This window comes from Hydrogenovibrio kuenenii DSM 12350 (assembly GCF_000526715.1).
Lineage (GTDB): Bacteria > Pseudomonadota > Gammaproteobacteria > Thiomicrospirales > Thiomicrospiraceae > Hydrogenovibrio > Hydrogenovibrio kuenenii.
On sequence record NZ_JAGP01000001.1, the window covers coordinates 947,542 to 972,946 of the forward strand.

At 41.7% G+C, this 25,405-nt stretch carries 28 protein-coding genes; 9 read left to right on the top strand and 19 right to left on the bottom strand.

All coding sequences use genetic code 11. The features are described 5' to 3' along the window. Positions 1–60 precede the first annotated feature (60 nt). From N745_RS0104435 to N745_RS0104445, 3 genes are read right to left on the bottom strand one after another with little or no spacing between them, the layout of a single operon-like run. Positions 61–312 carry a hypothetical protein gene (locus N745_RS0104435; RefSeq protein WP_024850928.1) on the bottom strand — a complete coding sequence of 84 codons (252 nt, stop codon included), beginning with the start codon at positions 310–312 and terminating at the stop codon, positions 61–63. Positions 313–349: 37 nt separating this feature from the next. After that, on the bottom strand, positions 350–1,243 hold the full coding sequence (locus N745_RS0104440; RefSeq protein WP_024850929.1) for a sulfurtransferase: 894 nt from the start codon (positions 1,241–1,243) through the stop codon (positions 350–352). A gap of 29 nt (positions 1,244–1,272) precedes the next feature. Further along, complete coding sequence (locus N745_RS0104445; RefSeq protein WP_038070614.1) at positions 1,273–1,710, bottom strand: DUF1841 family protein; 438 nt, start codon at positions 1,708–1,710, stop codon at positions 1,273–1,275. 149 nt (positions 1,711–1,859) lie between these two features. Here N745_RS0104445 and N745_RS0104450 point away from each other — a divergent pair, with 149 nt between their 5' ends. Both N745_RS0104450 and N745_RS0104455 read left to right on the top strand, forming a co-directional pair. Beyond that, on the top strand, positions 1,860–2,393 hold the full coding sequence (locus N745_RS0104450; RefSeq protein WP_024850931.1) for a hypothetical protein: 534 nt from the start codon (positions 1,860–1,862) through the stop codon (positions 2,391–2,393). A 104-nt stretch (positions 2,394–2,497) separates the two neighbouring features. Beyond that, positions 2,498–3,631, top strand: a complete 1,134-nt coding sequence (locus tag N745_RS0104455) for a glycerate kinase (RefSeq protein WP_024850932.1) — start codon at positions 2,498–2,500, stop codon at positions 3,629–3,631. 14 nt (positions 3,632–3,645) lie between these two features. On the opposite strand, the gene N745_RS0104460 is transcribed toward N745_RS0104455, so the two are convergent. The 11 genes from N745_RS0104460 to metG form a co-directional block, all read right to left on the bottom strand. Then, positions 3,646–3,873, bottom strand: coding sequence for a DUF2188 domain-containing protein (locus tag N745_RS0104460; protein ID WP_024850933.1), 228 nt, complete (start codon positions 3,871–3,873; stop codon positions 3,646–3,648). A gap of 118 nt (positions 3,874–3,991) precedes the next feature. Next, entirely contained in the window at positions 3,992–4,900 is a 909-nt protein-coding gene (gene bla, locus N745_RS0104465; RefSeq protein WP_024850934.1) for a class A beta-lactamase, read from the bottom strand. Positions 4,901–4,959: 59 nt separating this feature from the next. After that, the gene (locus N745_RS0104470; protein ID WP_024850935.1) at positions 4,960–5,544 is read right to left on the bottom strand and encodes a class I SAM-dependent methyltransferase; all 585 of its coding nucleotides are present in this window, start codon (positions 5,542–5,544) and stop codon (positions 4,960–4,962) included. 12 nt (positions 5,545–5,556) lie between these two features. Continuing rightward, complete coding sequence (gene nth / locus N745_RS0104475; RefSeq protein WP_024850936.1) at positions 5,557–6,189, bottom strand: endonuclease III; 633 nt, start codon at positions 6,187–6,189, stop codon at positions 5,557–5,559. An 18-nt stretch (positions 6,190–6,207) separates the two neighbouring features. Further along, positions 6,208–6,918 (bottom strand): electron transport complex subunit E, encoded by a 711-nt coding sequence (locus N745_RS0104480; RefSeq protein WP_024850937.1) that lies wholly within the window; start codon positions 6,916–6,918, stop codon positions 6,208–6,210. Then, entirely contained in the window at positions 6,911–7,579 is a 669-nt protein-coding gene (gene rsxG / locus N745_RS0104485; protein ID WP_084657301.1) for an electron transport complex subunit RsxG, read from the bottom strand. Before rsxG ends, N745_RS0104480 begins: the two co-directional genes overlap by 8 nt. Before the next feature lie 10 nt (positions 7,580–7,589). Further along, positions 7,590–8,633 (bottom strand): RnfABCDGE type electron transport complex subunit D, encoded by a 1,044-nt coding sequence (locus N745_RS0104490; RefSeq protein ID WP_024850939.1) that lies wholly within the window; start codon positions 8,631–8,633, stop codon positions 7,590–7,592. Continuing rightward, positions 8,630–10,825 (bottom strand): electron transport complex subunit RsxC, encoded by a 2,196-nt coding sequence (gene rsxC, locus N745_RS0104495; RefSeq protein WP_024850940.1) that lies wholly within the window; start codon positions 10,823–10,825, stop codon positions 8,630–8,632. Before rsxC ends, N745_RS0104490 begins: the two co-directional genes overlap by 4 nt. Then, the gene (rsxB, locus tag N745_RS0104500) at positions 10,822–11,391 is read right to left on the bottom strand and encodes an electron transport complex subunit RsxB (protein WP_024850941.1); all 570 of its coding nucleotides are present in this window, start codon (positions 11,389–11,391) and stop codon (positions 10,822–10,824) included. Before rsxB ends, rsxC begins: the two co-directional genes overlap by 4 nt. 16 nt (positions 11,392–11,407) lie before the next feature. Continuing rightward, on the bottom strand, positions 11,408–11,986 hold the full coding sequence (gene rsxA, locus N745_RS0104505; protein WP_024850942.1) for an electron transport complex subunit RsxA: 579 nt from the start codon (positions 11,984–11,986) through the stop codon (positions 11,408–11,410). 145 nt (positions 11,987–12,131) lie between these two features. Continuing rightward, the gene (metG, locus tag N745_RS0104510) at positions 12,132–14,174 is read right to left on the bottom strand and encodes a methionine--tRNA ligase (RefSeq protein WP_024850943.1); all 2,043 of its coding nucleotides are present in this window, start codon (positions 14,172–14,174) and stop codon (positions 12,132–12,134) included. Positions 14,175–14,489: 315 nt separating this feature from the next. On the opposite strand from metG, the gene N745_RS0104515 reads away from it, so the two are divergent. Both N745_RS0104515 and N745_RS0104520 read left to right on the top strand, forming a co-directional pair. Further along, entirely contained in the window at positions 14,490–14,789 is a 300-nt protein-coding gene (locus tag N745_RS0104515) for an STAS domain-containing protein (RefSeq protein ID WP_024850944.1), read from the top strand. Positions 14,790–14,808: 19 nt separating this feature from the next. Beyond that, complete coding sequence (locus N745_RS0104520; RefSeq protein ID WP_024850945.1) at positions 14,809–16,527, top strand: fused response regulator/phosphatase; 1,719 nt, start codon at positions 14,809–14,811, stop codon at positions 16,525–16,527. Positions 16,528–16,697: 170 nt separating this feature from the next. On the opposite strand, the gene apbC is transcribed toward N745_RS0104520, so the two are convergent. The 5 genes from apbC to purM all read right to left on the bottom strand — a co-directional run bounded on the left by apbC (position 16,698) and on the right by purM (position 21,119). After that, entirely contained in the window at positions 16,698–17,822 is a 1,125-nt protein-coding gene (apbC, locus tag N745_RS0104525; protein WP_024850946.1) for an iron-sulfur cluster carrier protein ApbC, read from the bottom strand. A gap of 104 nt (positions 17,823–17,926) precedes the next feature. After that, positions 17,927–18,550, bottom strand: coding sequence for a dCTP deaminase (gene dcd / locus N745_RS0104530; protein ID WP_024850947.1), 624 nt, complete (start codon positions 18,548–18,550; stop codon positions 17,927–17,929). A gap of 17 nt (positions 18,551–18,567) precedes the next feature. Further along, positions 18,568–19,326 carry a DUF3108 domain-containing protein gene (locus N745_RS0104535; RefSeq protein ID WP_084657303.1) on the bottom strand — a complete coding sequence of 253 codons (759 nt, stop codon included), beginning with the start codon at positions 19,324–19,326 and terminating at the stop codon, positions 18,568–18,570. 8 nt (positions 19,327–19,334) lie between these two features. Continuing rightward, positions 19,335–20,003 (bottom strand): phosphoribosylglycinamide formyltransferase, encoded by a 669-nt coding sequence (gene purN / locus N745_RS0104540; protein ID WP_024850949.1) that lies wholly within the window; start codon positions 20,001–20,003, stop codon positions 19,335–19,337. Positions 20,004–20,075: 72 nt separating this feature from the next. Then, a complete protein-coding gene (purM, locus tag N745_RS0104545; protein ID WP_024850950.1) occupies positions 20,076–21,119 on the bottom strand; it encodes a phosphoribosylformylglycinamidine cyclo-ligase in 1,044 nt (347 codons plus the stop codon). 167 nt (positions 21,120–21,286) lie between these two features. Here purM and N745_RS0104550 point away from each other — a divergent pair, with 167 nt between their 5' ends. From N745_RS0104550 to N745_RS0104570, 5 genes are all read left to right on the top strand, one after another. After that, positions 21,287–22,639, top strand: a complete 1,353-nt coding sequence (locus N745_RS0104550) for a DUF2066 domain-containing protein (protein ID WP_024850951.1) — start codon at positions 21,287–21,289, stop codon at positions 22,637–22,639. 70 nt (positions 22,640–22,709) lie between these two features. Further along, a complete protein-coding gene (locus tag N745_RS0104555; protein WP_051453374.1) occupies positions 22,710–23,501 on the top strand; it encodes an HdaA/DnaA family protein in 792 nt (263 codons plus the stop codon). Positions 23,502–23,632: 131 nt separating this feature from the next. Next, positions 23,633–24,205 carry a TlpA disulfide reductase family protein gene (locus tag N745_RS11690; RefSeq protein WP_024850953.1) on the top strand — a complete coding sequence of 191 codons (573 nt, stop codon included), beginning with the start codon at positions 23,633–23,635 and terminating at the stop codon, positions 24,203–24,205. A 14-nt stretch (positions 24,206–24,219) separates the two neighbouring features. Then, positions 24,220–24,495, top strand: coding sequence for a hypothetical protein (locus N745_RS0104565; RefSeq protein ID WP_024850954.1), 276 nt, complete (start codon positions 24,220–24,222; stop codon positions 24,493–24,495). 45 nt (positions 24,496–24,540) lie between these two features. Next, positions 24,541–25,404, top strand: a complete 864-nt coding sequence (locus N745_RS0104570) for a hypothetical protein (protein ID WP_024850955.1) — start codon at positions 24,541–24,543, stop codon at positions 25,402–25,404. Position 25,405: the final 1 nt, after the last annotated feature.

Consider the following 25,405-nt stretch of genomic DNA (forward strand, 5'->3'; position numbering starts at 1 on the left):
AATCCGCCAGGCTGGGGTATAGAGGTTTGAACCCCAGCCTGGCAGATTTTGAAAGGAAGGTTAAGCTTGTTTGTCGTTGTTGTTATCAGGGGCAGAATCTTCTTCTGCTTGACGTTCGGCTTCGTATTTTGCACGGATTTTATGGGTGTAGTTGTAGGTAACCCACAAAATCGGAAAAACAACTACGATGGTATAAATCATAGACATAATGCTGGCAGCAACCGTCGTGCCTTGTAAGTGCACAGAGATACCGACAACAAACATAATCAAAAGCGCATTTCGCAAAGCGCGTTTAAAGGGTGATTGCATCATCCTTAGTTCCTTAACTTATTTTAGAGCAGGCAGTCGCTTACGCTTGCTTACCCTGTTTAACTGGTAGTGTAATGTCTGCTTCCCATTCTTGCATGGAGCCATCGTAAAGTTTTACGTTTTTATAGCCTTGGCTTTCAAATAACGTAAACAAACGTGCTGCCCTGTGCCCTGTATGACAGTAAACAATAATTTCATCATTTTTATTGGTTAAACCAAGTTTTGTGAATATGTTTTTAAGCTGTGCAGTGCTGCGTTGTTTAAACTTGTTTTCAGGGTTTACTGAAGCTTGCCAAGGAAAGAATATTGCCGAAGGAATATGTCCACTACGAGCGACTTTTTTCGACCCTAGATATTCTTGTTCTGAACGAGCATCCAACAAATGAATTTTTGGGTTCTTAATCGCGGCAAGTACATCTTTTTTGGTAGCTGTATAGGTAGCTTCATAGTTTTTCTTTGGAAGAGGGTAGTTGGTTTTGACAGGTTTAACCATTTTCTGTGTAACAGGGTAACCGTCTAAAATCCAAGCAACAGAGCCTCCGTCTAGTAAAGATACTTTTTTGTGACCTAATTTTTTTAGCTCCCAATAAAGACGGCTAGACTCCAACTCACCAATATCATCGTAGATCACAACATCGTCTTTAGGAGAGATACCCAGTTCCGACAAAGCTTTGACCATATACTTTGCACCGCCACTCATTTCCATTCGGCGTTTACCTTGAGGGCGAATCAACCAGCCATAGTTGACCATGATTGCTCCCGGCAGGTGATACTTTTGGTATTGCTGGCTTAAGTCGACAAATTTAACTTGTTTACGATGATCGTAAGCCCACTTTGGCGATACAAAAACGGGTGTTTGTGTTGCGGCAAAAACACTGGCAGACATAAAAAATAAGCCAATGGCTAAAAATGCTGATTTAAGTAAGCGAGTCATAAGGTCTCCTATTCCGAAAATTTATAGAACTAGCTATTCTCTTTTAAAAGTGCTTGCAAACACTTGAGATAGGCTTGCTCATCCGGCTCGGTTTGGTCTCGTTGAGCTTGCCACATGGCTTCGCCAAGGCAATCCATCATGGCATGTTCAGTTTCGTGCACGTCTCTAAGTTTTTCACCGAGTTTTTTATAGACGTCTTGAATACCTGCCGGGCGATCCATCGACACTTGTTCTTGTAAACCAAGGTGCATCCCCATGTGTAAGAACGGATTGGTTTCACCCATCTCAGGATGATATTCGTTTCCCAAGTGTTGACTATTGGAAAGCATTGCATGATATTCAGGATGCAGTTCAATCACGCGGGCAACTAAAGTTTCCATCGCATCCATTGGTTGGTTGGAGCGGGCTTTCTGCCAGGTATCTACATAAAATTGACGTAGACGATCTCTTTCGGTGGTGTAAATCATAGGTCTCTAATCTTTATTCTTAACGCGCTCTATTTTAACGAATTTAAAAGCGTCAAAATCAATAAACATACTCAAACTTAAGCTGGTAAAATCTTAATTTGTAGGATGTTTATTCAACATCGGACAAGTCAACGAACTGGAGAAAGCTCTTGTCACCACTATTTTCATCATTGTTTAAAACACTTCACGCTATTTTTTCTGTGCGAGTACCTCATGTTTTGACTTTGGTAGCATTGGTGTTAAGTCTTGTCTCCGCGCCATCATTTTCCGATGAAGTTTTAGAACATCATGCAACGGGCATCAGTCCCGAGGTACAAGCCGAGTTAAGCAATGAAGCTTTACACACTCGATTGATTGTAACAGCCATCAAATACGACACCTTTAACCAACGATGCAGAGGGGTGAGCGCGGCCTATAATACGTCCAAGGTAAATCGATTATTTCTACGAAAATTCGGTATTACCTTAAATGACTATATGATGAACTACATGTCTAAAGATGCGAATGACCCAAGAGATGTAAAACAGAAAATCGTCAATAAAGTGAACCAAACTATTGCCAAGATGGGCGGCTGTCAACCAGCTCGTAAAAAAGGCCTAGAGCAAAGCTATAAAGATGATTATCGTAACCTCTATCATAAGGTTGAAAAATCTACTTGGTTTCCCAGCGTCAATAACGACTAAATTCGGCTAGTTCATCCTAAGCGGCCACATTTTATAATGAGATCTTGTGCAAGAGAACTCATGTTCAAACACTTGTCGTAAGACCGATCTTAAAGGCATCGTTTATGAAAATTTTAATCGCTCCCGATTCATTCAAAGGCAGTTTAGAAGCTGTTACCTTCTGCGAAGTCGCTACTCAAGCCATCCATAGCGTTTACCCGCAAGCCGAAGTCATTAGCCAGCCCATGGCAGATGGTGGTGAAGGTATGGTTGATACCTTATCCAGCTTAAACGGTGCCGAAAAAATTGCGGTAAAAGTACAAAACCCTATCGGTGAAACTGTTACGGCAAACTATGCTTATCTAGCCGACAGTGATACCGCCATTATCGAGATGGCTGCGGCATCTGGCTTGCCACTTCTAAAACCAGAACAACGCAAAGCCATGAAAACCTCCACTTATGGTACGGGGGAGTTGATTCAAGATGCACTTGCCAAGGGCGCTAAGCACTTTATTCTCGGTTTAGGCGGCAGTGCCACTACTGATGCGGGTATTGGATGTCTGGCAGCACTTGGTTTTCAATTTTTGAATGCCAATAAAGAATCTGTTTCTCTAGATGGAGAAGGGTTACTTGCATTAGACACCATTATCCCACCTGAAAACTTCGATTTAGACAGCATTAGTGTGCAAGTGGCCTGTGATATTTCCAATCCTCTCTATGGTGAAACTGGTGCCGCACATATGTTTGGCCCACAAAAGGGCGCAACGTCTGAAGAAGTTGCATTGCTAGATCAAGGGTTAAAAAACTTCGCTCGCGTGGTGCAAAAAGACTTGGGAATGGATATTGCCAATATCCCCGGCGCAGGCGCTGCCGGCGGTATGGGGGCGGGGCTGGTTTTACTGGGTGGACAACTCGCCTCCGGCTTTCAAATTGTGTCTGAACTGCTAGAGCTAGAACAACAATTTCAAAAACATCAATTTGATTTAGTCATTACCGGAGAAGGGCAATTTAATGAACAAAGCCAATATGGCAAAGTTCCGGTAGAAGTGGCTAAACTCGCCAAGAAATATGATGTATTTGTCGTCGGCATTGTCGGCGGAATTGATTTCCCAATAACCGATATTCACAAACTCGGTATTGATGCCATATTCAGCATCACCGACCGACCTCTGGCGCTTGAAGATTGTTTTAAAGAAGCCAAACCCTTGTTATTCAACCTTGTGCAGAATATTGTTCGTTTGGCTTTTTATTTGAAATGAAAAATGTTTTTTGTTTAACCTTTAGGTGGATGAGGGTCATTTCCATGACTATCTTTCTGACTTATTTTTCCATCTTTGTTGTGTATTACTAATTCAGTTTTTTGGTTTTTACTAATTTCCCGAGCTCGTTCTTCTGCTTCTTTTTTGGTATCAAAGTGGCCAGAAGATCGTTCACCATTCGATTGCTTAATATCCCAACCACCCTTTTGTTTATTGGGAACTACATGAGTACTTTTTGCCATAAGCTATTTCCTATTCTGGTTAATTTCTGATACTTATGTATCAAAAGTTTCATATAGTCAGAAAATTCCTTTTCAAGGAATTTAGGTAAAGAAAACAAATGCTTATTTAAAAATAATGTCAATGCGGTGAAAACTGCTCACTAACAATTCTACCCACCTGTTCAATCACATGATTTTTAATTTCATAAGGCTCTTTACTGCCAGTATAGTAGACCGCGATGAGAATAGGGTTGTCGGCATCCGGCCATACAATCGCAATGTCGCTAGTGGCGCCATTATCACCAGACCCGGTTTTATCGCCAATAGGCCAGTGTGTAGGAATACCTGCACGAAGTTTGTTTGTGCCGGTTGTATTGTTGAGCATCCATTGTGTTAGTTGATTTCTTGATGCAGGGGATAGGGCATTGCCAATCAGAATTTTTTTCATACTTGTTAGCATGGCATTGGGCGTGGTGGTATCTCTGTCATCATTTGGAAGGTTGGTGTTGAGGTAGGGTTCGGTTCTGTCAATACGAGTGACTGTGTCACCAATGCTTCTCATAAAGGTGGTAAGCCCCATCGGCCCTCTGGCAGGTTCGAATAAAAGGTTAGCAGCGGTATTGTCACTATACTCCATTGCGGCGGCGGCAAGTTGGGCAATGGTCATTTTGCCTTCATTGCCTTGCATATGTTTGCGAGTAACGGGTGCATACTCCAATAAACTGGATTTGGAATAGGTGACTACACGATTTAGTTTTTCGTCTTTAGAGTCTACTTTAGCCAAAACGGCAGCAGTGAGCAGAAATTTAAAGGTACTGCATAGCGCAAAGCGTTCATTGCCTCGGTGGTGTAATTGGGTGCCTGTGTTGGCATCCCAAACGGCAACACCAAGTTTGCCACCGTAGTTTTTTTCCAGTTCAGATATTTGCTGAGAAAAATATGTTTGTGCATTTTGAGCATTATCAGCTTGGGTGAATGCAGAATAACAAGCCAGCCATAAAGTTAAGAAGGCTACTATCGTTCCTTTGATAGTTCGTATCGATTCCATGAAACCTTACCTCCAACAACGCGTATTTGCGAAGTTAATTTAATATTATTTTGTGAGTGCTACTTCTTTGCAATGAAGTTTGTAACCGCAGCCATACCCGTATGAAGTGAGCCTTCTGTGACATCTCTTACGGTTTCCTGCGTCATTAAAAAGTTTAAGCCCTGGATTTCAGTATTTAGATTATCTAGGCTGATGGTCATTTCTGCAACCTGCGGACCACCTGTTTTATATTCAAGCTGCTCTGGACGATAAGATTCCAACAAAAATACTCCATTTGGCTTTAAGGCTTTTGGAATCTGTGCATGAATGCGTTGGCGTAAAGCTGGTGGCAGATGACAGAAGATGGATACTATGCCATCCCATTGAGATTCACCTAAATCAAATTCGCCTAAATCAGCAACAATGTTTTCTACTTTTACACCCCGCTGTTCGGCAAGTTGTTTAGCTTTTTCAACCGCAAAAGGTGAACCATCCACAGCGGTAACTTCATATCCATTTTCAGCAAGAAAAACGGAATTACGGCCTTCGCCATCAGCCAAACAAAGTATTTTTCCTTTAGGAAGTTCATGGAAATGAGCCTTTAAAAAGTCATTAGGCTCTGTACCGTAGATATATTCTTCCGTGTTGTAACGTTCATCCCACATAAAGAATCCTTTTTATTCTGTTTTATCTTTGTATTCGCAAAGATCATAAATACAACAAGCACCACATCTTGGCTTGCGTGCGGTACAAGTATAACGTCCATGTAAGATCAGTAAATGATGCGCTGGAATAAGATATTCCTTAGGGACGAATTTTAGGAGGTTTTTTTCTACCTCTAATACGTTTTTACCGGGTGCAAGTTTGGTGCGGTTAGACACACGGAAAATATGTGTGTCCACCGCCATGGTTGGGTGTCCAAAGGCAGTATTTAATACGACATTGGCCGTTTTACGGCCAACACCGGGTAGAGCTTCCAGATCTTCTCTGTTTTCAGGAATCTGTGAGTTGTGTAGCTCTATCAACATTTTGCAAGTTTTGATGATATTGGCAGCTTTGCTGTTAAAGAGTCCGATGGTTTTTATGTATTCTTTTAGGCCATCCTCACCAAGCGCATAAATAGCTTCCGGTGTGTTAGCAACAGGAAAGAGTTTTGCCGTTGCGATATTCACGCCTTTATCCGTTGCTTGCGCAGAGAGTATAACGGCTATGAGCAGCTCAAAAGAATTTGAGTAGTTCAGCTCGGTTTCCGGGTTGGGAATAGCTTCTGACAGGCGTTGGAAGATTTCAAGGCGCTTTTGTTTGTTCATAATCTTTATCTAGCGATCTTAGGACTGATTGACCGCTACTTGAATACCCAATGCATTGGTTTTCTTTTCCAGCTTTCTTTGTTCGATAGCGTTTTTCAACGCGACCAAAAGCCCTAAACCGATAAAGGCACCAGGAGGAAGAATCGCAAGCAATACAGGATGAAAATCAGAAGGCATATAAAGCGTTAAGTTTTTCGCAGCATCACCAAACATCAAGTTCATTTGGTCGAAAAGGGTACCGTTACCGATGATTTCACGCATAGCGCCCAACACTACCAATACTGCCGTAAAACCTAGCCCCATAAAAATGGCGTCCACTAGCGATTTATCGACCGTATTTTTAGACGCAAAGGCTTCTGCACGCCCTAAGATGGCACAATTGGTTACGATTAAAGGAATGAAGATACCGAGAATACCATGTAGGGTGTGCAGGTAAGCATCCATCATCATATCGATAATGGTTACGGCAGACGCGATAATGGCAATGAATATGGGAATACGGATTTCCGGTGAAACATGATTACGAATTAGGGAAACCAGTACGTTAGAAACGATTAAAACAGCCATAGTCGCAAGCCCAAGACCTAAACCGTTTACCGTATTGTTGGTGACAGCAAGGAGTGGGCAAAGCCCCAGCATGGCAACAAGTGCTTGGTTGTTGTCCCAAATACCGCTACGAGCAATTTTGCCGTATTCTGCTAGTTTGCTTGGTTTGGTTGTGTCAGTCATAGAGTTTGTCTCCTTTCTGATTGACGAATTCCATTGCTTTTCTCACCGCTTTAACTACGGCACGAGGTGTGATAGTCGCACCAGTAAATTGGTCGAAAATACCGCCGTCTTTTTTTACGCGCCAGTTAGCGGCATTGTCATCACGTAATTTCATGCCATTAAAAGAAAGAATCCAATTGGATTTTCTGAGTTCAATTTTATCACCTAACCCTGGTGTTTCTTTGTGGTGTAAAACACGAACACCGGAAATACGACCATCAGGGAAAACACCGAGTAGGATTTTAATTTTACCGCTATAACCATCAGGTGCAATGGCTTCAAAGATAACGCCGACGGGTTTGCCATCTTTGCGTGCACGGTAGAAGGTAACTGGTGTTTCTGAACCAAGTAAAGCTTCGTTAGTAAACTGCTTAGTGTCTTTTAATGGATCATTATCGTATTTAGAAGCCGGAAGTACTTCGTTGAAAGCCGCCAATTTATTTGATTTTTCGGCATCATCAATCATTTCTTGCGTGACAAGTTTTACAATCAATAGTAAACCGACACCTAAAATGACATAAAAACTCAGTACACGAGCAGAACGCAACATTTGTTGAATCAGCGAGCGCTTTTCAGGCGCGGCATTTTCGTTTTCTGGCAAGTTTTCTTTTGTATCTGTCATAGCGAAAACCTTATTTTTTATGTCCTAGTACGCGTGGAGTGGTGTATTGGTCTATCAAAGGGACAAACATATTCAGAATTAAAACCCCGAAGGCAATACCATCCGGGAAAGCGCCCCAGTTACGAATGATATACACCATAATACCGATGCCTATCGCGTAAACCAGTCGGCCTCGAGGGGTGGTGCATGAGGTTACAGGGTCGGTAATGATAAAGAAGGCTGCTAGCATAACGCCGCCTGATAATAGGTGATAGCTGACTGGTGCGTAGGTGCTTGGGTCGATTTCGTGGAAAATAAACGCCATGGCTGCTAAAGCGCCTAAGAAACCAACTGGGTACTGCCAGCGGATGGTGCGTTTATAGAGTAACCATAAACCACCTAATAAAAATGCTAGATTGACTTCACCCCACCCAATAGGGAAAGCGTCTTTACCGAAAGTATGACTATTGAGTGTTGCTCCAACGGGCACGCCTGTAGATAAAGCTGTTTTGACCTCACCTAATGGGGTTGCACCGGTGATTTGGTCCAGTCCAAAGTTAGGCGTATGACCAAAGAAAATGATTGAAGCAGAATCCATAAAACTGAGGTGTTGACCTAATACTTCTGCTGGAAGCGTCCATTGAGTTACTTGCGCGGGGAAAGAAATCAATAGAAATGCATAGCCCAACATAGCGGGGTTAAAAGGGTTGTAACCCAAACCACCGTACAGATGTTTGCCGAATACCAGTGCAAAGGTCACGCCAGTAACCACAACCCACCAAGGCGCTTCAGGTGGAATACAAAAGACAATACCTGTAATCGTAATCAATCCGCTTAAATCAGCAAGATAGGGAATTACAGGTCGATTGCGTAGTTTTAATAGAGCGGTTTCAACAACCAAAAGGGTAATGACTGCTAATGCCCACTGAATGGTAATACCATAGCCAAAGAAGTATATATGCGCTAATAGTGCAGGGAAGGCCGCATATTGCACTTGAATCATGGTTTTACGCACGGAAACAACGTCGTGTGTAAAAGGAGATGTTGCGGTATTAAATAAAGAGTTATCGCTCATGCATCACTTCCGTCTTCATGATTTGTTTTTTTACGTGCAGCAGCACGCTTTCGTGCTGCTTCCATTGCTGCTTTGCGTTTATCAACGACTGTGTTTTCAGGGGCATTTTTTTCTGTTGTAGCAGACGGTGTTGTTTCAGTTTCACTATCTGATTTAGCTGTTTTATTTATCGCGTCGCTATCAATTTCGTTATTAGTTTCGTTATCTTTTGCACGACGTTTTGCTGCTGCCGCTGCTTGTGCTCGTTTTTGCGCAGCTTGGCGTGCACGTGTTTTGGCATCTATTTCAGGTGCATCAGTTGTTGGCTCGGTTTTATTTGACTGGCTTTCAGCTTCAACGGCATCTTCTTTGTTTGCTTTTTGAGCAGCGGATTGCGCACGTTTTTTGGCGGCTGCAATCGCTTTTTCTCTGGCAGATATAGGTGCGGCTTCAGTATTTGTTTCTGAAGGCGCTGATGATTGCGTTTTTTCAGGTTTATTTGCAGCAGCTTGCGCACGCTTTTTGGCTGCTGCGATGGCCTTTTCTCTAGCCGACATTGGAGCAGATGTAGGCGTTTGTTCTTGTGACGTTTCGGCTATTTCGTTTTCTGTTGTAGTGTTTTTTTGAGCCGCTTTTTTACGGGCAGCAGCTGCACGAGCGGCGGCTGCCGCTGCGGAAGATGGTGCTTTTTTCTCTTCAGGCTGTTCAGTTTCAGATGCTGCTTTACGTTTAACCGCTTCTTTTTTCGCTTTTAACTTAGCTTCACGCTCTTGTTTGATGCGTGCTTCACGAGCTAACTTCGCTTCATGGCGTTCTTTAGCATGCTGTGTCGCAAACGCTTCTTGCTTGTTCTTTTTCACTTCACCTTTGGCAAAACGATAGTACTGAACAAGTGGAATATGGCTTGGGCAAACGAAGCTGCAACAACCACATTCAATACAATCAAACAGGTTGAGTTTTTCTGCTTTTTCAAACTCATGGCTGCGAGAATGCCAGTAAAGTTGTTGTGGCAGAAGATTGATTGGACAGGCATCCATACATTCACCACAGCGAATACAAGGCATCACCATTTCTGATGGTTCTGGTGGGTTTGCTAGAATACAGTTAGTGGTTTTAATCACAGGCACATGATTATTGGGCATTTCAAAGCCCATCATTGGGCCTCCCTGAATAAGAGGGAAGTCGAGTTTTGCTTTTGGTTCCGCGAGCTCAACTAAAGCATCGAAAGAGGTTCCGATAAGTGCTTCTATATTGTATGGCTGGTTCAGCCCTAAACCTGAAACGGTAACATAGCGCGAAGTTAAAGGTTTACCATGACGTACCGCATGATGGATGGCGGCAAAAGTAGCAACATTCATCATTAATAAGCCGATATCCACCGCATGAGCATGTGCAGGAACTTCTATGCCTGTCAGTTGTTGTGTTAGCTGTTTTTGTCCACCCATTGGGTAAACCGTTGGTACAGGTTGAATTTCTACCAGGCTGGGGTTGTCAAGCTCTTCAACGGCCGATTGCATGCATTCGATCGCTTCTGGTTTATTGTCTTCTATTCCACAAATAATGCGTTCACAGCCGAGCGACTCTGCAACGATCAAGGCACCCTGAATAATGTCTTTTGGATTGGTTTGCATCAGAATATCGTCACAAGTGATAAATGGCTCACACTCGGCACCATTGACTAATAGCGTATGGATTTTGCCTTTTTCATCAGGAATCTTGGCAAAAGTGGGGAAACCAGCGCCTCCCATTCCAACGATACCAGCACGGTAAACGATTTCTTTAAGCTCTTTTGGAGTAGCAGGCGTATTGCCATCGACTTTTAAAATGTTATCAATAGCTTCGTCTTTAAAGTCAGGCTTTAGCACGATACAAAGTCCGCTCAAACCGGAAGGGTGAGGTAGCGTACGGTTTTCTATAGCTATAATTTCACCAGAAGTGGGTGCATGAACAGGCGCACTTAGACCTTTTTTACTTTCTGCAAGGCATTGGTTTTTTAGAACTTTGTCTCCGACTTGTACTTTAGGTTCTGTTTCAACTCCTACGTGTTGATGCAGTGGCAGAATAAGTTCATCAGGGATAAAAGTTTTATGTACAGGATGTTGTTTTGAAAGACTTTTGTTGTAGCGCGGGAAAACACCACCACTAAAACGGTATAACCCTCGTTTAGCCATAGGGTAAATGTTGGCGATAAATTTAAGCAAACTTATCTTCATGAAAACTTCTCTATTAACGGTTTTGCACTTTCAGTAGGGTCGGGTTCCGCCCAGGTCCAACTTTGCAAAGTCGGTTCGACAGGTACCATTTCAATACAGTCAACAGGGCAAACCGGTATACATTTTTCGCAACCTGTACATTCCGATTCAATAACAGTATGCATCAATTTGGTCGCACCGACGATGGCATCAACAGGGCAAGCCTTGATGCAGTGTACGCAACCAATACAAATGTCTTCGTCGATAACAGCAATGATTTTGCCTTCTGGGACATCTGGAACTTCTTCCATTTCTTTGGGTTCACGGCCAGTGATTTCAGCGATTTGCAACATGACTTCGTGCCCGCCAGGAACGCAGAGGTTAACTTCTGTTTCATCGTTGGCAAGTGCATCTGCATAAGGGCGACAGCCTGGGAATCCACATTGTCCGCATTGCGTTTGCGGTAAAACGTTATCGATTTGATCAGCCATCGGGTTGCCTTCGACTTTGAATCGAATAGAGGCGTAACCGAGTAGCAGACCGAAAACGAGTGCCAAACCTAAGAAAACGAGAAGTGCGGATAACATTTGTCTTTGTTTTCCTTTACTTGACGAGGCCGCCAAAGCCCATAAACGCAATGGACATGAGTCCGGCGGTAATCAATGCAATTGGAACCCCTTGGAAGGGTTTAGGAACATCGGCATATTCCACACGCTCACGAATGGAGGCAAACAATACCATCACCAACGAAAAACCGACCGCGGCACCAAAGCCGTAAAGAGCAGATTCGACAAAGTTGTGGCGTTCGCCCACATTCAATAGGGCAACACCCAATACGGCACAGTTGGTTGTGATAAGCGGAATATAAATACCAAGCACTTGGTAAAGCACGGGGCTGGTTTTATGAATAGCCATTTCGGTAAAGCCGACCACTGCTGCAATCGCTAGGATAAAACCGATGGTTTGCAGAAACTCTAAATGGAACGGCACCAATAGATAGGTGTTGATCAGATAGCTTAAGACAGAAGACAGTGTCATAACAAAGGTTGTTGCCAAGCCCATGCCGACCGCGGCATCGGTTTTCTTGGAAACCCCCATGAATGGGCAAAGTCCTAGGAATTTAACCAATACGAAATTATTGACTAATATGGTACTGATTAATATTAAAAAATACTCTGTCATAGCATTCCGTCGTTATGTGCCTTCGTATGAAGGATTGTCTTATTAATAAAGCCGGTCAAACGATACAGTATAGTGAAAAACAACCTTTAAGGCAGCAGAGATTTTTAACGCTGCCCTATAAAGAAAGGTTATTGAAACGATGACCTTATTTTACGCGCATACCTGGTTGGGCGCCCTCATCAGGGTTAAGAATAAATAGATCTTTACCACCTGGTCCTGCGGCCAGTACCATGCCTTCAGACATGCCGAAGCGCATTTTTCTTGGCGCAAGGTTCGCCACCATTACTGTTAATTTGCCAACCAACTCTTCAGGTTGGTAGGCAGACTTTATACCTGCAAATACTTGACGTTCACCTAGGCCAATATCAAGTGTTAGTTTCAATAACTTATTTGCTTCGGGTACGGCTTCTGCATTGACGATTTTGGCAATACGGAAATCCAATTTTGCAAAATCATCAAAACTGATTTCAGGCGCAATTGGTTCGATATCTGAGTTTGCACTGACTTCAGTTTGTGGTTGTGCGCTTGGCATATTTTGTTTGGAATCTTCAATCATTTTTTCAACTGCATCCATCTCAACACGAGTCATTAGTGGTTTGAATTTCTGGATTTCATGGTCCATTAAAGGGACTTCAATCGCTTGCCAACTTAGTTCATTCAGTTGTAGAAAACCACGTGCTTTTTCAGCTGTTTCAGGTAGAACTGGTGTCAGGTAAGTTAGAAGTACGCGGAATAGGTTGATACCTACACTGACGGATTCGTGAAGCTCAGCTTCTTTACCTTCTTGTTTAGCCAGTACCCAAGGTGCGGTTTCATCAATGTATTCGTTGGCTTTATCAGCTAAAGCCATGATTTCACGCATCGCATGCCCGTATTCACGGTTTTCATACAGAGAAGCAATGTTTTCGGATTGGGCAATGAATGTATCATAAAGTTTGCTGGCGTCGTCACCCCAGTTTGATGCTAGTTTGCCATCAAACTTTTTCACTACGAAACCTGCACAGCGGCTGGCGATATTGACGACTTTACCCACTAGGTCAGAGTTGACACGCTGGACGAAGTCTTCCATGTTCAAATCCAGATCATCAATGCGGCTGCTAAGCTTGGCAGCGAAGTAGTAGCGTAAATATTCTGGGTTTAGATGGTCTAGATAAGTCTTCGCCATAATGAATGTACCGCGAGACTTGGACATTTTCTGACCATCAACCGTTAGGAATCCGTGCGCGAAAATCGCGTCAGGCGTTCTAAAGCCTGCACCAGATAACATTGCAGGCCAGAAAAGGGCATGGAAGTAGATGATGTCTTTTCCGATAAAGTGATAAAGCTCAGCATCACTATCCGCTTTCCAGAAATCGTCGAAGTTTAGACCTGTCTTGTCACACAATGCCTTGAAGCTTGCCATATAACCGACTGGTGCATCTAGCCACACATAAAAGAATTTGTCTTTTTCGCCAGGAATTTCAAAACCAAAATAAGGGGCATCACGTGAAATATCCCAGCCACGTAAGCCTGACTCAAACCACTCATCCAGTTTGTTAGCGATTTGTGTTTGCAAATGTCCCTTATGAGTCCAGTCTTTTAACATGTCGCCGAAATGTTCCAACTCAAAGAATAAGTGTTCAGTTTCTTTTTCAACAGGCGTTGCACCAGAAACCACGGATGTTGGGTTTATCAGTTCAGTTGGGCTGTAGGTAGCACCACAGACTTCACAATTGTCACCATACTGGTCTTCAGCTTTACACTTAGGGCAAGTACCCTTGATAAAACGATCAGGCAAGAACATTTGTTTTTCAGGGTCATAAAACTGGGTAATTGTTTTACGTGAAATATGACCTTTTTCTTTTAACTGTTCATAAATGTAGCCGGCAAACTCACGGTTTTCTGGTGAGTGAGTAGAGTGATAATGATCGAAAGCAATGTTAAACCCTGCAAAATCCTGTTGATGTTCTTTAGAAACGCGGGCGATAAGCTCTTCTGGTGTAATGCCTTCTGTTTGAGCTCGCAACATAATTGGCGTGCCGTGTGCGTCATCTGCACAAACATAGTAACACTCGTTGCCACGCATTTTTTGAAAGCGAGACCAAATGTCGGTTTGGATGTATTCAACCAAATGCCCTAGGTGTATTGGACCATTTGCATAAGGAAGTGCACTTGTAATCAGGATTTTTCGGCTTGCTTTTTTTGTCATTGTTTTCTGAATCAGTTATCTAAAAATTAGGAGAGACATTATATGCTTTTTGCAGATATTTTTTTGCCAAAAGAATGAGAAAAACAGGCTGTTTTGTAGGATTTTAGTGTTTGAGATAACAATTAAAAAATCTATTAGCGAACAAAAAGGTTTTGTTTAAGTTTTAATTGCAGTCCATCGGAGTCTGATTTAATATGACATAAAACGACAATTTTATTATTTTGGCTCGAAATGAAAACTGTTACAGCCTAAAAACGAATGCTTTTTGTGTTGGAATGAGTGTGATGGGGTTGGCCTAAAATAGGGGGCGTAATAATGGGTGTAAAGACACAAGTGAATGATGGTGTAGTGAATATCTACATTAAAGGGAATTTTGATATCAGTTGTTATGATGACTTCAACAAGACGTTGAATGAGCACTTGGATTCGGCATCTAAATTTGTTATTAACTTGTCAGAAACCACTTATATGGATAGTTCTGCACTAGGTATGCTTTTGTTACTTAGAGAGAAAACGGGTGGAAATCCTAATAAAGTTGAGTTCTCGCATGTAACCCCTGAAGTGATGAATATACTGAAGGTGGCAAAATTTGATCAATTATTCACAATTGTTTGAATGCAACTAAGGGAAGTCTATGAGAATTCTCGTAGTAGACCCTTCAGAAACCAACCGCTTTTATTTAAAACAGATTCTTGAAAAAAACGGTTACCAAGTTCTTTTTGCATCCAATGGGTTGGATGCCTATCAAATTTTTGAAACTGAATCCTTCGATTTAGTTATTTCTGAAATTACGTTACCTTTCATGTCAGCTTATGATTTGGTTAAAAAAATCAAATCACATTCATTGCAGCAGATGATTCCTGTTTTTATCGTTACTGATGAAGTCAGCTCTGAAGTAATTCAAAATGTGCTGGAAGTCGGTGCAGACGATTTTTTGCAAAAACCCTATTCTGAGCAACTGTTTCTGGCAAAAATTCGTTCTTTGATAAGAATGAAACGCCTGACATCAGAGCTATATGAATCACATCAAACCATTTCTTTATTGCACAAAAACCTTGAACTAGAGCATCGTTCAGCAGAACGCATCTTCGAAAAGTTCGTTCATGGGCCAGGTAAGTTAGTACCAGGACTGGAAACTCATGTAACCCCGGCTTCAATTTTCAATGGTGATGTCTTTCTGTCAACGGTGATGCCATCTGGCAGTGTACTCGTTTTGTTAGGAGATTTTACCGGTCATGGTTTACCTGCTGCAATAGGGGCAATTCCTGTAGCAGAAGTATTTTATTCCATGGTAAAAAGGGGGCGAACACCAGGAGAGGTGTTGAATGTTATCAATAGCAAATTAAAAGATATTTTGCCGATACATATTTTTTTCGGGTGTATCATGATGAAAATCCAGCCAAACAGACGTACGGTATCTGTCTTTAATGCTGGAATGCAGCCTATTATTCAGTTAACTAGCGACACTCGCGAAACACGACAATTTAAATCAACTTCACCTCCTTTGGGTATTTTAGATAACAAAGATATGACGTTTGACTTTACGAGCGTCAATGTCTCATCAAATGACAGTTTCTTTCTCTATACAGATGGCATTATTGAAGTCTTGGATAATCAACGAGAAATGTTTGGGGTTGAGCGATTAGTTGAAGTTATGACCTCCTACGAGAATCCTGGCATTCCTGACCTGGTTGATGCAGCAAAAGAGTTCAGTAAAGACTCTCTATTTGAAGATGATGTTTCTATTATCAAACTGTCCATGAAAGCCATTCTGAAAGAGACGCAACAACAACTGCTTCAGGCTTCTAATACAGATATTAAGCCAGCCTCACAATGGCGTTTGACGTTTGAATTTTGCCATAGGAATATCAAAATTAATGGGAATCCAACAGAGGGTATCGTAGATGCCATTATGGCGATGCAGCCGCTGATTTCCTTTAAAGAAGATTTGTATTTAGTGATTTCAGAGCTTTATATCAATGCAGTTGAACATGGGTTGTTGAATTTAGATTCAAGCCTTAAGGATGAAGAAGACGGCTTCCAAAAATTTAATCAGCAAAAAAGAGATCGTTTGTCTCTGTTAGAGGAGGGCAAGGTGACAATTTGTATTAACCAAACCCCAACATCAAACTATGCTGGTAATATCAAAATTAAAGTCTTTCATGAGGGACAACAATTTACTTCTAAAATGGGCAAAATTCCTGAACCCATTGATGAGAGTGATCATGCATTTTCTGGCAGGGGGTTGTTTTTGGTTCAGAGTCTATGCCAATCACTTGAGTTAGACGTTGTGCAAGCGTGCGCAACAGCTGTCTATACGTGGCAACAACCTGAGGTGATGAATGAAATCTAAGGTTTTGTTATTGGGGAGCGCCACAAAAAATATCGGCATTTCATGCTGCGTTGTTCTGAAACGATAGAAAAAGTGCATGGCAACTTTTCAATTACCAGTGAAGGGTTGGAAAACAGGGGGAACCGTTAAGTTGGTACTCCCCTTATCGATGCATTTTGTATACGTTTGACTTAGCTGTTTTCGACCACAATATTCGGGAATACCGAGGCATAGCTTTTACGTTGTAATGCAATATCACTTCCAATAGTCCAAACCATTTCACGATAACGACTGGCAATTTCTCCAGAAGGCTGCTCAACCAGTGTCGGTTTTCCTTGGTCCATCGCTAGTCTAATTTTACCGTCCAAAGGCAGTTTGCCAAGTAACTTTGTGTTAGATTCGGACGCTAGTTTTTCTCCACCATGTTCACCGAAAATAGCCTCTTCATGTCCACATTGGCTACAGATATGTGTACTCATGTTTTCAATAATACCCAGAATAGGAATATTTACTTTTTCAAACATTTTTAGGCCTTTGCGCGCATCAATTAAGGCTATTTCCTGAGGTGTAGTAACGACAACAGCGCCAGTTACGGGTATTTGTTGTGATAAAGTCAGTTGAACGTCCCCAGTTCCTGGTGGTAGGTCAATAACAAGATAATCTAAGTCTGACCAGTTGGTTTCGTTTAGCAATTGCATCAGGGTTTGTGTCACAATCGGACCACGCCAAATCATAGGTTCGGCAGGGTCGATTAAGAAGCCGATAGACATGAGTTTAAGTCCATGTGCGATAAGTGGCTCCATGCTTTTGCCATCAAGCGTTTGCGGTTTTTCATGAATGCCCAGCATGGTTGGAATACTAGGCCCATAAATATCTGCATCCAAAATACCAACGCGAGCGCCTTCTTGCTGCAAAGCCAGCGCTAAATTAACACTGGTCGTTGATTTACCAACCCCGCCTTTACCTGAGGCAACGGCAATAATGTTTTTTACACCTTCCAGAGGTTGTGCTTGGTTGTGTGTTTGGTGAGCAATGATTTCAGTATTCCACTCAAACTTAACTTCATTAACATCCTCAGTTTGCTGTAATGAGTGGTTTAGTTGTTGTTCAAGTGCAGGCCATAGTGAGCGGGCAGCAAAAGGTAAGCAAAGTTTAAGCGTTAAAACGCCTTTCTTAAAGGTTGCATCGGTGACGATTTTGTCTTGGAATACTGCGGCATCAATACCCTCTATGGATAGGGTGTTAATTGCTTTTTCTAAAGCTTGTTGTAGGTTTTCAGGTAAAGCACTGGAAAAGATTTTTTTTAAAAAACTCATGATAACGTCCTTCAAACATTGACGGTTTCGTTTTGTATTTAGGTAGTAAGCAAATACGGTATAGGTATTTGCTTAAAATTCGTTTGTACCCAGCCTGGTAGATTTTAGCTGAGCAGGTCTAGTTGACGTTCGTCTTTGCTATTATTTTGATCTTGTGTGATACGGCTGGCAGTAGGGCCTTTTTGATCGCGATATTTCGCATCAGCACGTTTGTTGTAGGGTTTGATAGCTGCGCTGGATAGCGTTTCAAAGTTGATTGCGCAAATTTCCATGCCAGGTCTCAAGGCGAGTGGTAGTTTGCCGCTATTGAAGATTTCTAGTACGATTTGTCCATTCCAGCCAGGGTCAATTCGATGCGCTGTGACGTGTACCATTAAGCCTAGGCGAGCCAAGCTTGAACGCCCATCCAACCAGCCTACCAAATCATCTGGAATGGAGACGGACTCAAAAGTCGCAGCCAGTGCAAGTTCACCAGGATGTAAGAAAAAAGCATCACCTTCTTTAATGATGATCTCATCTCCCATAATGGTATCCATGATCTTTTGCATTTGATCACTTGGCCCACTAAGGTCAATGTAGGGAGCGGTATGGTCGTTAAATACACGGAATTTGTTATCAAGTCTTAAATCGACACTAATCCCTTTGATTTTGCTTTGATCCGGTTGTGGTTCAATGCCGATTTTACCGATTTTTAAATGCTGAATAATGTCTCTGTCGCTTAGCTTCATAATTGGATTTTCATGTATCAGTTGGAGAAGTCCGGCACCCGGTTTAATTCAAGGGTAATCGTACGTTTTTCTATTTTATTTTCTACTTGAATTTGTCCAGGAAAATAAGCCATTTCAGGGACAAGCCATAATTTAATGCTCATTTTATCATTATGGAACTCGAAACGCTTTGTTTGTAGCTCATCCTTAAAGTCTAAATCAATTTCATCTGACTTATTCTGGGTTGAAAAAATGATTTTTTGTTGAACTTTATCATCTTGCAGATAGAGGTTGTTCAGCGGCAAGTGATTAAGTATTCGGTATTGAATTGCGTAGGCGATAGAAATGGGGTCATAAACCAAGTTGCGTAATGGCCAGTTTTTATTTTCTTCTACGTAATGAATATGTTTATGCGTTTCATCTCTAACCAGTGTATAGGTTTTATGTTCAGTGCGATCGTCATAACGGCGCGTTAAAAACTTTTTGTATTTCAACCATTTGAATTCGTGGTCATTTTGAATCAAATGAATTTGTTCTTTGGCTGATTCGTTAATAAAACGTTGCGCCCACCTTGGTGGAGAAGCTTCGCTGGTCAACAAGCAGTTTTGTTGTCGGCAAGAAAGCGATTGGCGTGCTTCACCAACATTAAAACCAAATACACGAACATTGAAGGTGGCTTTAAAAGGTAAAAGTGTTTCTGCAAATACTGAAGACGAAAATATAGAGATTCCGGCGAATAATGATAACAATAGACGGTTGGAGAATCTTTTTTGAGAAGTCATCATTACACTTGCCATATTAAAGCCTAAGACTTGTTGACCAATGCTTGGTCGAAGTCGATAGGTGATTTCAGTAGATGATTATTAAACCACACCTGATTGTCTTTTAATTCAACCTTACTGGAAGCCAGCCAATCAGCCACAAGAGGGTAAGCTTGATGCTCAAGAGCATGGATTTTCTGTTTAAGTGATTCTACATTATCGTTAGCATCAACAGAAACCTTAGCTTGAAGGATGACTGGGCCACCATCTAGTTCAGCGGTCACAAAGTGAATGCTCAAACCGTGCTCTTTATCTCCAGCATCAAGTGCTTTTTGATGGGTGTCGAGGCCTGGGTATTTGGGTAAAAGAGAAGGGTGGATATTGAGCATTCGCCCTAAAAAGTGGCTAGTGAATTCTGGTGTCAGAATTCTCATAAAGCCAGCCAAAATAACGGCTTTTATGTGTTTGCTGTCTAAAGCTTCAATCATAGCGAGGTCAAATGCTTCGCGTGAATCATAAGCCTTGTGGTCTAGCACGAGTGTGCTAATGCCAGCGTTTTGAGCGCGCTCTATGCCTTTTACTGAGGGGCGGTTTGAAATCACCAGTTTGATTTCGTAGTTGGCCGTTGGTTGGGCATCTATCAACGCTTGAAGGTTACTGCCATTTCCCGAAATTAAAACGGCAATGGGCATTTTATTTGAGTTTTTTGTCATACCCGGTAGTCATCGCCATTAAGAAACAAATGGCGATATATGTCGTTAAGTTTATGCAAAAAGTGGTTGGCGTTAAACCAATTCCACATGAGGTTCAGCTTGATTTGAAGCTTCAACTCTACCAATCTCAACTACGGTTTCCCCTAGTTTGCTTAGGGTATCAATTGCTTTGTCTTTTTCTGCTGCATCAACAACGATGACAAGACCAATACCACAGTTCAAAGTACGGTGCATTTCATGAAACTCTACGTTTCCAGCTTGTTGAATCCAATCAAATACCGCAGGACGTTTCCAACTAGAGGTGTCAATTTTCGCTAGTGTATTTTCTGGCATAACGCGCGGTAGGTTTTCAAGTAAGCCGCCACCGGTAATGTGAGAAATAGCGTGAATATCGACTTGTTTCATTAGCTCTAAAACGGATTTAACGTAAATGCGAGTAGGCGCCATAAGGGCATCGATCAGTGGTTGACCATCACAATCAGATTGAAGATCAACACCGCTTACTTCGATGATTTTACGAATCAAAGAATAACCATTTGAGTGAGGGCCGGAAGATGCTAAGCCAAGCATGACATCGCCTTCTTTCACTTTAGTGCCGTCAATCAGGTCAGCCTTTTCAACAATACCAACACAGAAACCAGCTAAGTCGTAGTCACCGTCAGGATACATGCCTGGCATTTCAGCGGTTTCACCACCAATCAAAGCACAACCTGATTGCAAACAGCCTTCACCAATACCTGAAACGACATCCTTGGCAACAGAGATATCTAGCTTGCCTGTCGCGTAGTAGTCTAAAAAGAAAAGAGGTTCAGCGCCTTGAACGATTAGGTCGTTAACGCACATAGCAACTAAGTCAATACCGACTTGGTCATGTTTACCACTTTCAATGGCTAATCTTAGCTTGGTGCCGACACCGTCTGTACCTGAAACCAATAATGGGTTTTTGTATTTGTCCATTGGTAGTTCGAACAAAGCACCAAAGCCGCCCAATGAAGCCGAAACTTCAGGTCTGCGTGTTGCTTTTGCAATAGGTTTAATTGCTTCTACTAAGGCATTACCTGCGTCAATATCAACACCGGCGTCTTTATAACTGATTGATTGGCTTTCTGTTGTCATAGTGGATATGTTTCTTGTTGTTTTGCGCTTATTCGAGAGTTACCGAGTTTTGGTTTTAAAACAGGTACGGAATAAAGCGTTTATTAATTTTTAGGTTTATTAATTTTTGGTCAAAAAATCGGATAACATATTGTAACTAAAATTTAAGTTATAAGCAGGAAACTTTGATGCGCGGAAACGGGCAAAGCATTCAAATTGGAACTCAAAAAACAGTCACTCAAAAACTCATCACCATGTTTTTTGTTTTTGGGATGTTATTTTTTGCCGCAGTAGCACATGCGGATGATGTGCTGTTTGACGTGACAATTCCACTTTCTGACTCTGAAACAAACCTGTCAAAACAGCAACAGATCGATAAAGCGTTAACTGAAGCATCTCGTGTTGAGCTTATGCGTTTAACCGGGCGTTTGGATGTTAATGATGATGACGAGTTTCAGGAACTATTGAAAAACCCGAAAGAATGGCTAAGTCGTTATAGCTATCAGCCTATTTTGCAAGAAGGCGTTGCGGTTGGTACGCAAATCGAATTCAATTTCGATCAAAAACATATCTATCAATATTTTCAAAAACATAACCTAGTTTTGTGGCCTTACAGTAGTCGACCTAAAACGTTAGTATTGGGTTCTCAAAAACTTGGTAATGATACGACAAACCTGACAGCCGATGCTTTAGGTGACAACCCATCGTTGGATTACCGAAAGCCAGCAGAAAGATTGGGCGTTCCTGTTTTAGAACCTTCTGCAGACATGAGTTCCTCTTTGTGGATTTATCCGCTGCAAAATGCATTGCCTGAACAAATTGCATTTTTAGAGTCTCAAGCCAAAGCCAATTACCTAATGACTTATCAGGAAGAACTCACCGAGACTGGGGAGAAAACTTTTCATTGGGAGTTGTTCGATAAGACAGGCAACAAAGTATTAGATGGTCAGGCCGATAACACCTTGGCGATGGATAATCTAAAAGATATTTTTGCACGTTTATTGGATTACTATTCGCAGGGTTATCGTGCACAAGCGGATGTTTTGGGGTCGTTGACACTGACGCTGGATAATATGACGCAAGTTGATAACCTAACATCTATTGAAAATGTGTTGAATAATATGAAGCCAATGGTGCACTCGGTTAGATTGCATTCATTGCAAAACTATCAAGCCAACTTTGAAATCATTTACCAAGGGTTCTATACCAATTTATTGGCAAAAATTCAGAAGATTCCTCATGTGTTGGTTACGGATAATGATGCCGTAATTGGTGTTGTGCAGGCCAAGTGGTCTGATGAAGTAATGCCTGTTACCAATTCAACAGATGATTCGTCCGCCAGCCAGTCAGCAATACCACCTGCTGGCAATGATGATCAACCATCTCAAGCACCGGCTACACAAGAATCATTGGATTCAGCAACCAACCCCTTTACTTCTCAGACAAATGATTCGACTAGTCAGGTAGAAAAAAGTGCTGGTGTGCAAACTGAAGGTGCTGTGATTGAAACCATGCCGCAAGGAACGTCTATTGCACCTTAGGTGTGATGTCTTCAAGTTTTGATTCACGACTATCAACCTATGCAACACTTTTCTTAAGAGTAACAATGCAATGATGTACGCTCAATTGCCTTTAAAAATCGGCCTAAAAGATGAAGCGCGCTTTTCCACTTATGCTTGTGAAAGTGATGCGTTAAAGCAAACGCTAGATGCTTTACAGTTGGCCTTAAAAGGCCAAACGAACACAGAGCTGTCAAAAGGGAATCAGACGCTTTTATCAACAAAAGCTTGTTGTTTTATTGGTGATTTTGGTTCGGGTAAGACGCATTTATTGCAAGCAGCTTGTCGCTTTCAATTGGAATCACAATCAGACGTTGCCTCTCAATCAAATCCACAATCTACTGGTGCAGGTGTTTATTTACCATTAGGTGATGTAACTTTGCCTTTCATTCCTATGGTTCTAGAGGGGATGGAGCAGGTTGATTTAGTCTGTGTTGACGATATTGACTTGGTGATTGGTCAAGAAGACTGGGAAAAAGCATTAGCTAACTTATTAATGAAATCCAAAAATATGGGACATGCTGTTTTTCTTGCTGCCAGTCAGCCGATGCATGAATGGAAGCTGGTTACAAAAGAATTGGCTTCGGCGATGGTCAATGTTTTGCCGATTCCACTAGAACGAATCAAGAGTGAAAAGGTTTTAGTTCAGGCATTACAGAAACATGCCGAAATGTTGGGGTTTCATTTGTCTCTGGATGTTTGTAATTATCTTATCAAGCAGTACTCAAATAACTTACAGGAACTGCTTGCTGTTTTAGGCTTGCTAGCCGAAGCATCAATAGTACAAAAAAGGCGTGTTACCTTGCCTTTTGCCAAACAAATTTTGATGCCTAAATTCGACTAATCAAGCGTCAAGTATCTGTTTCATGTAAAGACGCTAAGGTCAGACTTTATTCAAGAGTTGATTGGTTGTCTGAGTTAAAATATCGAAAATAATCAGTTTTAAATTAAAAATTAAATTCAAAAGGAATGGTAATGCTTGATCAGGTTTCGGTTGGATCATTGAAATCCCCGTTAGAATCTTCGAAAAAAATCTTGGCTTTTTTGTTGTTGGCTTTAGTCGTGATGTTTGTGCTGCAAACGAATGCAGTTGCAGCGGATTCAAGTGATGATCCTGTGTTTGTCACTCTAGATGGCAAAAACGTTAAATTATCGGACTTCAAAGGGAAGTGGGTCATTGTCAACTATTGGGCGACTTGGTGTCCACCGTGTAGAATGGAAATACCAGAGCTTGAAATGTTTTATGAAAAGCACAAAGATAAAGACGCTGTTGTTCTAGGTGTAAACTATGAAACGGGTGATGTTAAACACGTGAAGGACTTTGCACGCCAACAAATGGTGTCTTATCCGATTGTTCGTGAGAAAGGCGGCGCAAATGGTCGGTCTACCGTTTTTGGTCCATTGAAAGGTCTGCCAACGACTTATATGGTTACCCCAACAGGAGATTTGGTTGCCGCTAGAACAGGTATGGTTGATCAAAATATGTTGGAATCCTTTATGGAAAAGTACGACAGCATGTATTCAGGTAAACAAAAAAATAGCAAATAGTTGAACAGATTTTTATGAACAAAGCACAACTGACATTTGGATTGAAGTACTGGCGCTTAGCCATTCACTTGATTTTCAAAACCAAACATTTTGGTGTAAATAACCTTTGGTGGGCACAACAACCTTCCGCAATCGGTTGGCATTGGTATGAAATTTGTTGGGGTATTTTGACCATCATGCCGATTTGGCGTAACTATCAATCTTTAAGAGTGAGAAGTTGCCTTGGCTGGATGCCGCAAGCTGATTGCGAAGCGTTGGGTTATGATAAAGTGGTTCACCGCGATTTGTAACTTTGGCATTGAGTAACACTCTTTAAACTTAAGCAGGGTACGCCCATGATTCAAATGGATTTAGAGCAAAGACAGTCACATCGTTTTTCTCGTCCCTTTTTAGTAACAGATCATGAAGACACTGACTTTGAACAACCGTTTGAAGGCTTTGATGTCAACCTGACGGGCGTCGGTTTTTTGGTGGACTCAAGTGATTGGTTTTTACCTGAGCAGGAAATCAGTTTAAGAGTTAAAAATACCCAAACAGATGAAGTTTATTGCCTAGAAGGGGTTGAAGTTGTTCACCTGCATCCCTTCGAAGAAGGAACGGAAGAAGAAAAGGGCAAGTTTATCTGCGGTTGTCACATTTCTAAAGTAACAAGTGGTCAGTTATTGGCGCACCATCGTTTGGTGATGACCGATGCGCAAACCGCAATTGTATCTATGCAAACCTCAAAGTTATCTGAGTTCAACTTTGTTGAAGATGGTTCTGAACTGTCCAAAGATGAAGCTGACTTCCAAGAGGCCAGCCTGGCATTAAATCTAGCAGTCTCTCAATCCGAACGTAATCAGCATGAAATTGAACGCTTTATTGTTGATGTAGAGTCTATTATGCGTGTTGATGCCAGAGCAGACGTTAAACTTGCCGATTTACAAAAAGAGTTTGATGCTTTTAAAAGTCACCTCGGACAAATGAATGAAAGCACCATCGCTTTTGCCACACTGGCAAAATTGTTAGCACATACGCCAAATAAAGAACAACATCGTTTAGCATGGAAAACTTTAATTTCAGATTTTGAAACCCGTTTTCTGACAGAGGGGCAGCAAATTGCCTATGACTTTATGCACCAAGGTTTGAGTGCGGAGGAAGCAATTAAACTGGCGGATGAATATATGCTGTCAGAGAATTCCTCAAAAGAGAATCACTAAC

Bases quoted from the DNA above. Each gene is read 5' to 3' on its own strand.
- N745_RS0104515 (WP_024850944.1), top strand. From the start codon at position 14,490: ATGGGTGTAAAGACACAAGTGAATGATGGTGTAGTGAATATCTACATT.
- apbC (WP_024850946.1), bottom strand. From the start codon at position 17,822: ATGAGTTTTTTAAAAAAAATCTTTTCCAGTGCTTTACCTGAAAACCTA.
- N745_RS11690 (WP_024850953.1), top strand. From the start codon at position 23,633: ATGCTTGATCAGGTTTCGGTTGGATCATTGAAATCCCCGTTAGAATCT.
- rsxB (WP_024850941.1), bottom strand. From the start codon at position 11,391: ATGTTATCCGCACTTCTCGTTTTCTTAGGTTTGGCACTCGTTTTCGGT.
- N745_RS0104570 (WP_024850955.1), top strand. From the start codon at position 24,541: ATGATTCAAATGGATTTAGAGCAAAGACAGTCACATCGTTTTTCTCGT.
- metG (WP_024850943.1), bottom strand. From the start codon at position 14,174: ATGACAAAAAAAGCAAGCCGAAAAATCCTGATTACAAGTGCACTTCCT.
- nth (WP_024850936.1), bottom strand. From the start codon at position 6,189: ATGAACAAACAAAAGCGCCTTGAAATCTTCCAACGCCTGTCAGAAGCT.
- purM (WP_024850950.1), bottom strand. From the start codon at position 21,119: ATGACAACAGAAAGCCAATCAATCAGTTATAAAGACGCCGGTGTTGAT.
- rsxG (WP_084657301.1), bottom strand. From the start codon at position 7,579: ATGACAGATACAAAAGAAAACTTGCCAGAAAACGAAAATGCCGCGCCT.
- N745_RS0104555 (WP_051453374.1), top strand. From the start codon at position 22,710: ATGATGTACGCTCAATTGCCTTTAAAAATCGGCCTAAAAGATGAAGCG.
- N745_RS0104490 (WP_024850939.1), bottom strand. From the start codon at position 8,633: ATGAGCGATAACTCTTTATTTAATACCGCAACATCTCCTTTTACACAC.
- N745_RS0104455 (WP_024850932.1), top strand. From the start codon at position 2,498: ATGAAAATTTTAATCGCTCCCGATTCATTCAAAGGCAGTTTAGAAGCT.
- N745_RS0104565 (WP_024850954.1), top strand. From the start codon at position 24,220: ATGAACAAAGCACAACTGACATTTGGATTGAAGTACTGGCGCTTAGCC.
- N745_RS0104550 (WP_024850951.1), top strand. From the start codon at position 21,287: ATGCGCGGAAACGGGCAAAGCATTCAAATTGGAACTCAAAAAACAGTC.
- dcd (WP_024850947.1), bottom strand. From the start codon at position 18,550: ATGAAGCTAAGCGACAGAGACATTATTCAGCATTTAAAAATCGGTAAA.
- rsxA (WP_024850942.1), bottom strand. From the start codon at position 11,986: ATGACAGAGTATTTTTTAATATTAATCAGTACCATATTAGTCAATAAT.
- N745_RS0104480 (WP_024850937.1), bottom strand. From the start codon at position 6,918: ATGACTGACACAACCAAACCAAGCAAACTAGCAGAATACGGCAAAATT.
- rsxC (WP_024850940.1), bottom strand. From the start codon at position 10,825: ATGAAGATAAGTTTGCTTAAATTTATCGCCAACATTTACCCTATGGCT.
- N745_RS0104445 (WP_038070614.1), bottom strand. From the start codon at position 1,710: ATGATTTACACCACCGAAAGAGATCGTCTACGTCAATTTTATGTAGAT.
- N745_RS0104435 (WP_024850928.1), bottom strand. From the start codon at position 312: ATGATGCAATCACCCTTTAAACGCGCTTTGCGAAATGCGCTTTTGATT.
- purN (WP_024850949.1), bottom strand. From the start codon at position 20,003: ATGACAAAAAACTCAAATAAAATGCCCATTGCCGTTTTAATTTCGGGA.
- N745_RS0104440 (WP_024850929.1), bottom strand. From the start codon at position 1,243: ATGACTCGCTTACTTAAATCAGCATTTTTAGCCATTGGCTTATTTTTT.
- N745_RS0104470 (WP_024850935.1), bottom strand. From the start codon at position 5,544: ATGTGGGATGAACGTTACAACACGGAAGAATATATCTACGGTACAGAG.
- N745_RS0104520 (WP_024850945.1), top strand. From the start codon at position 14,809: ATGAGAATTCTCGTAGTAGACCCTTCAGAAACCAACCGCTTTTATTTA.
- bla (WP_024850934.1), bottom strand. From the start codon at position 4,900: ATGGAATCGATACGAACTATCAAAGGAACGATAGTAGCCTTCTTAACT.
- N745_RS0104535 (WP_084657303.1), bottom strand. From the start codon at position 19,326: ATGGCAAGTGTAATGATGACTTCTCAAAAAAGATTCTCCAACCGTCTA.
- N745_RS0104460 (WP_024850933.1), bottom strand. From the start codon at position 3,873: ATGGCAAAAAGTACTCATGTAGTTCCCAATAAACAAAAGGGTGGTTGG.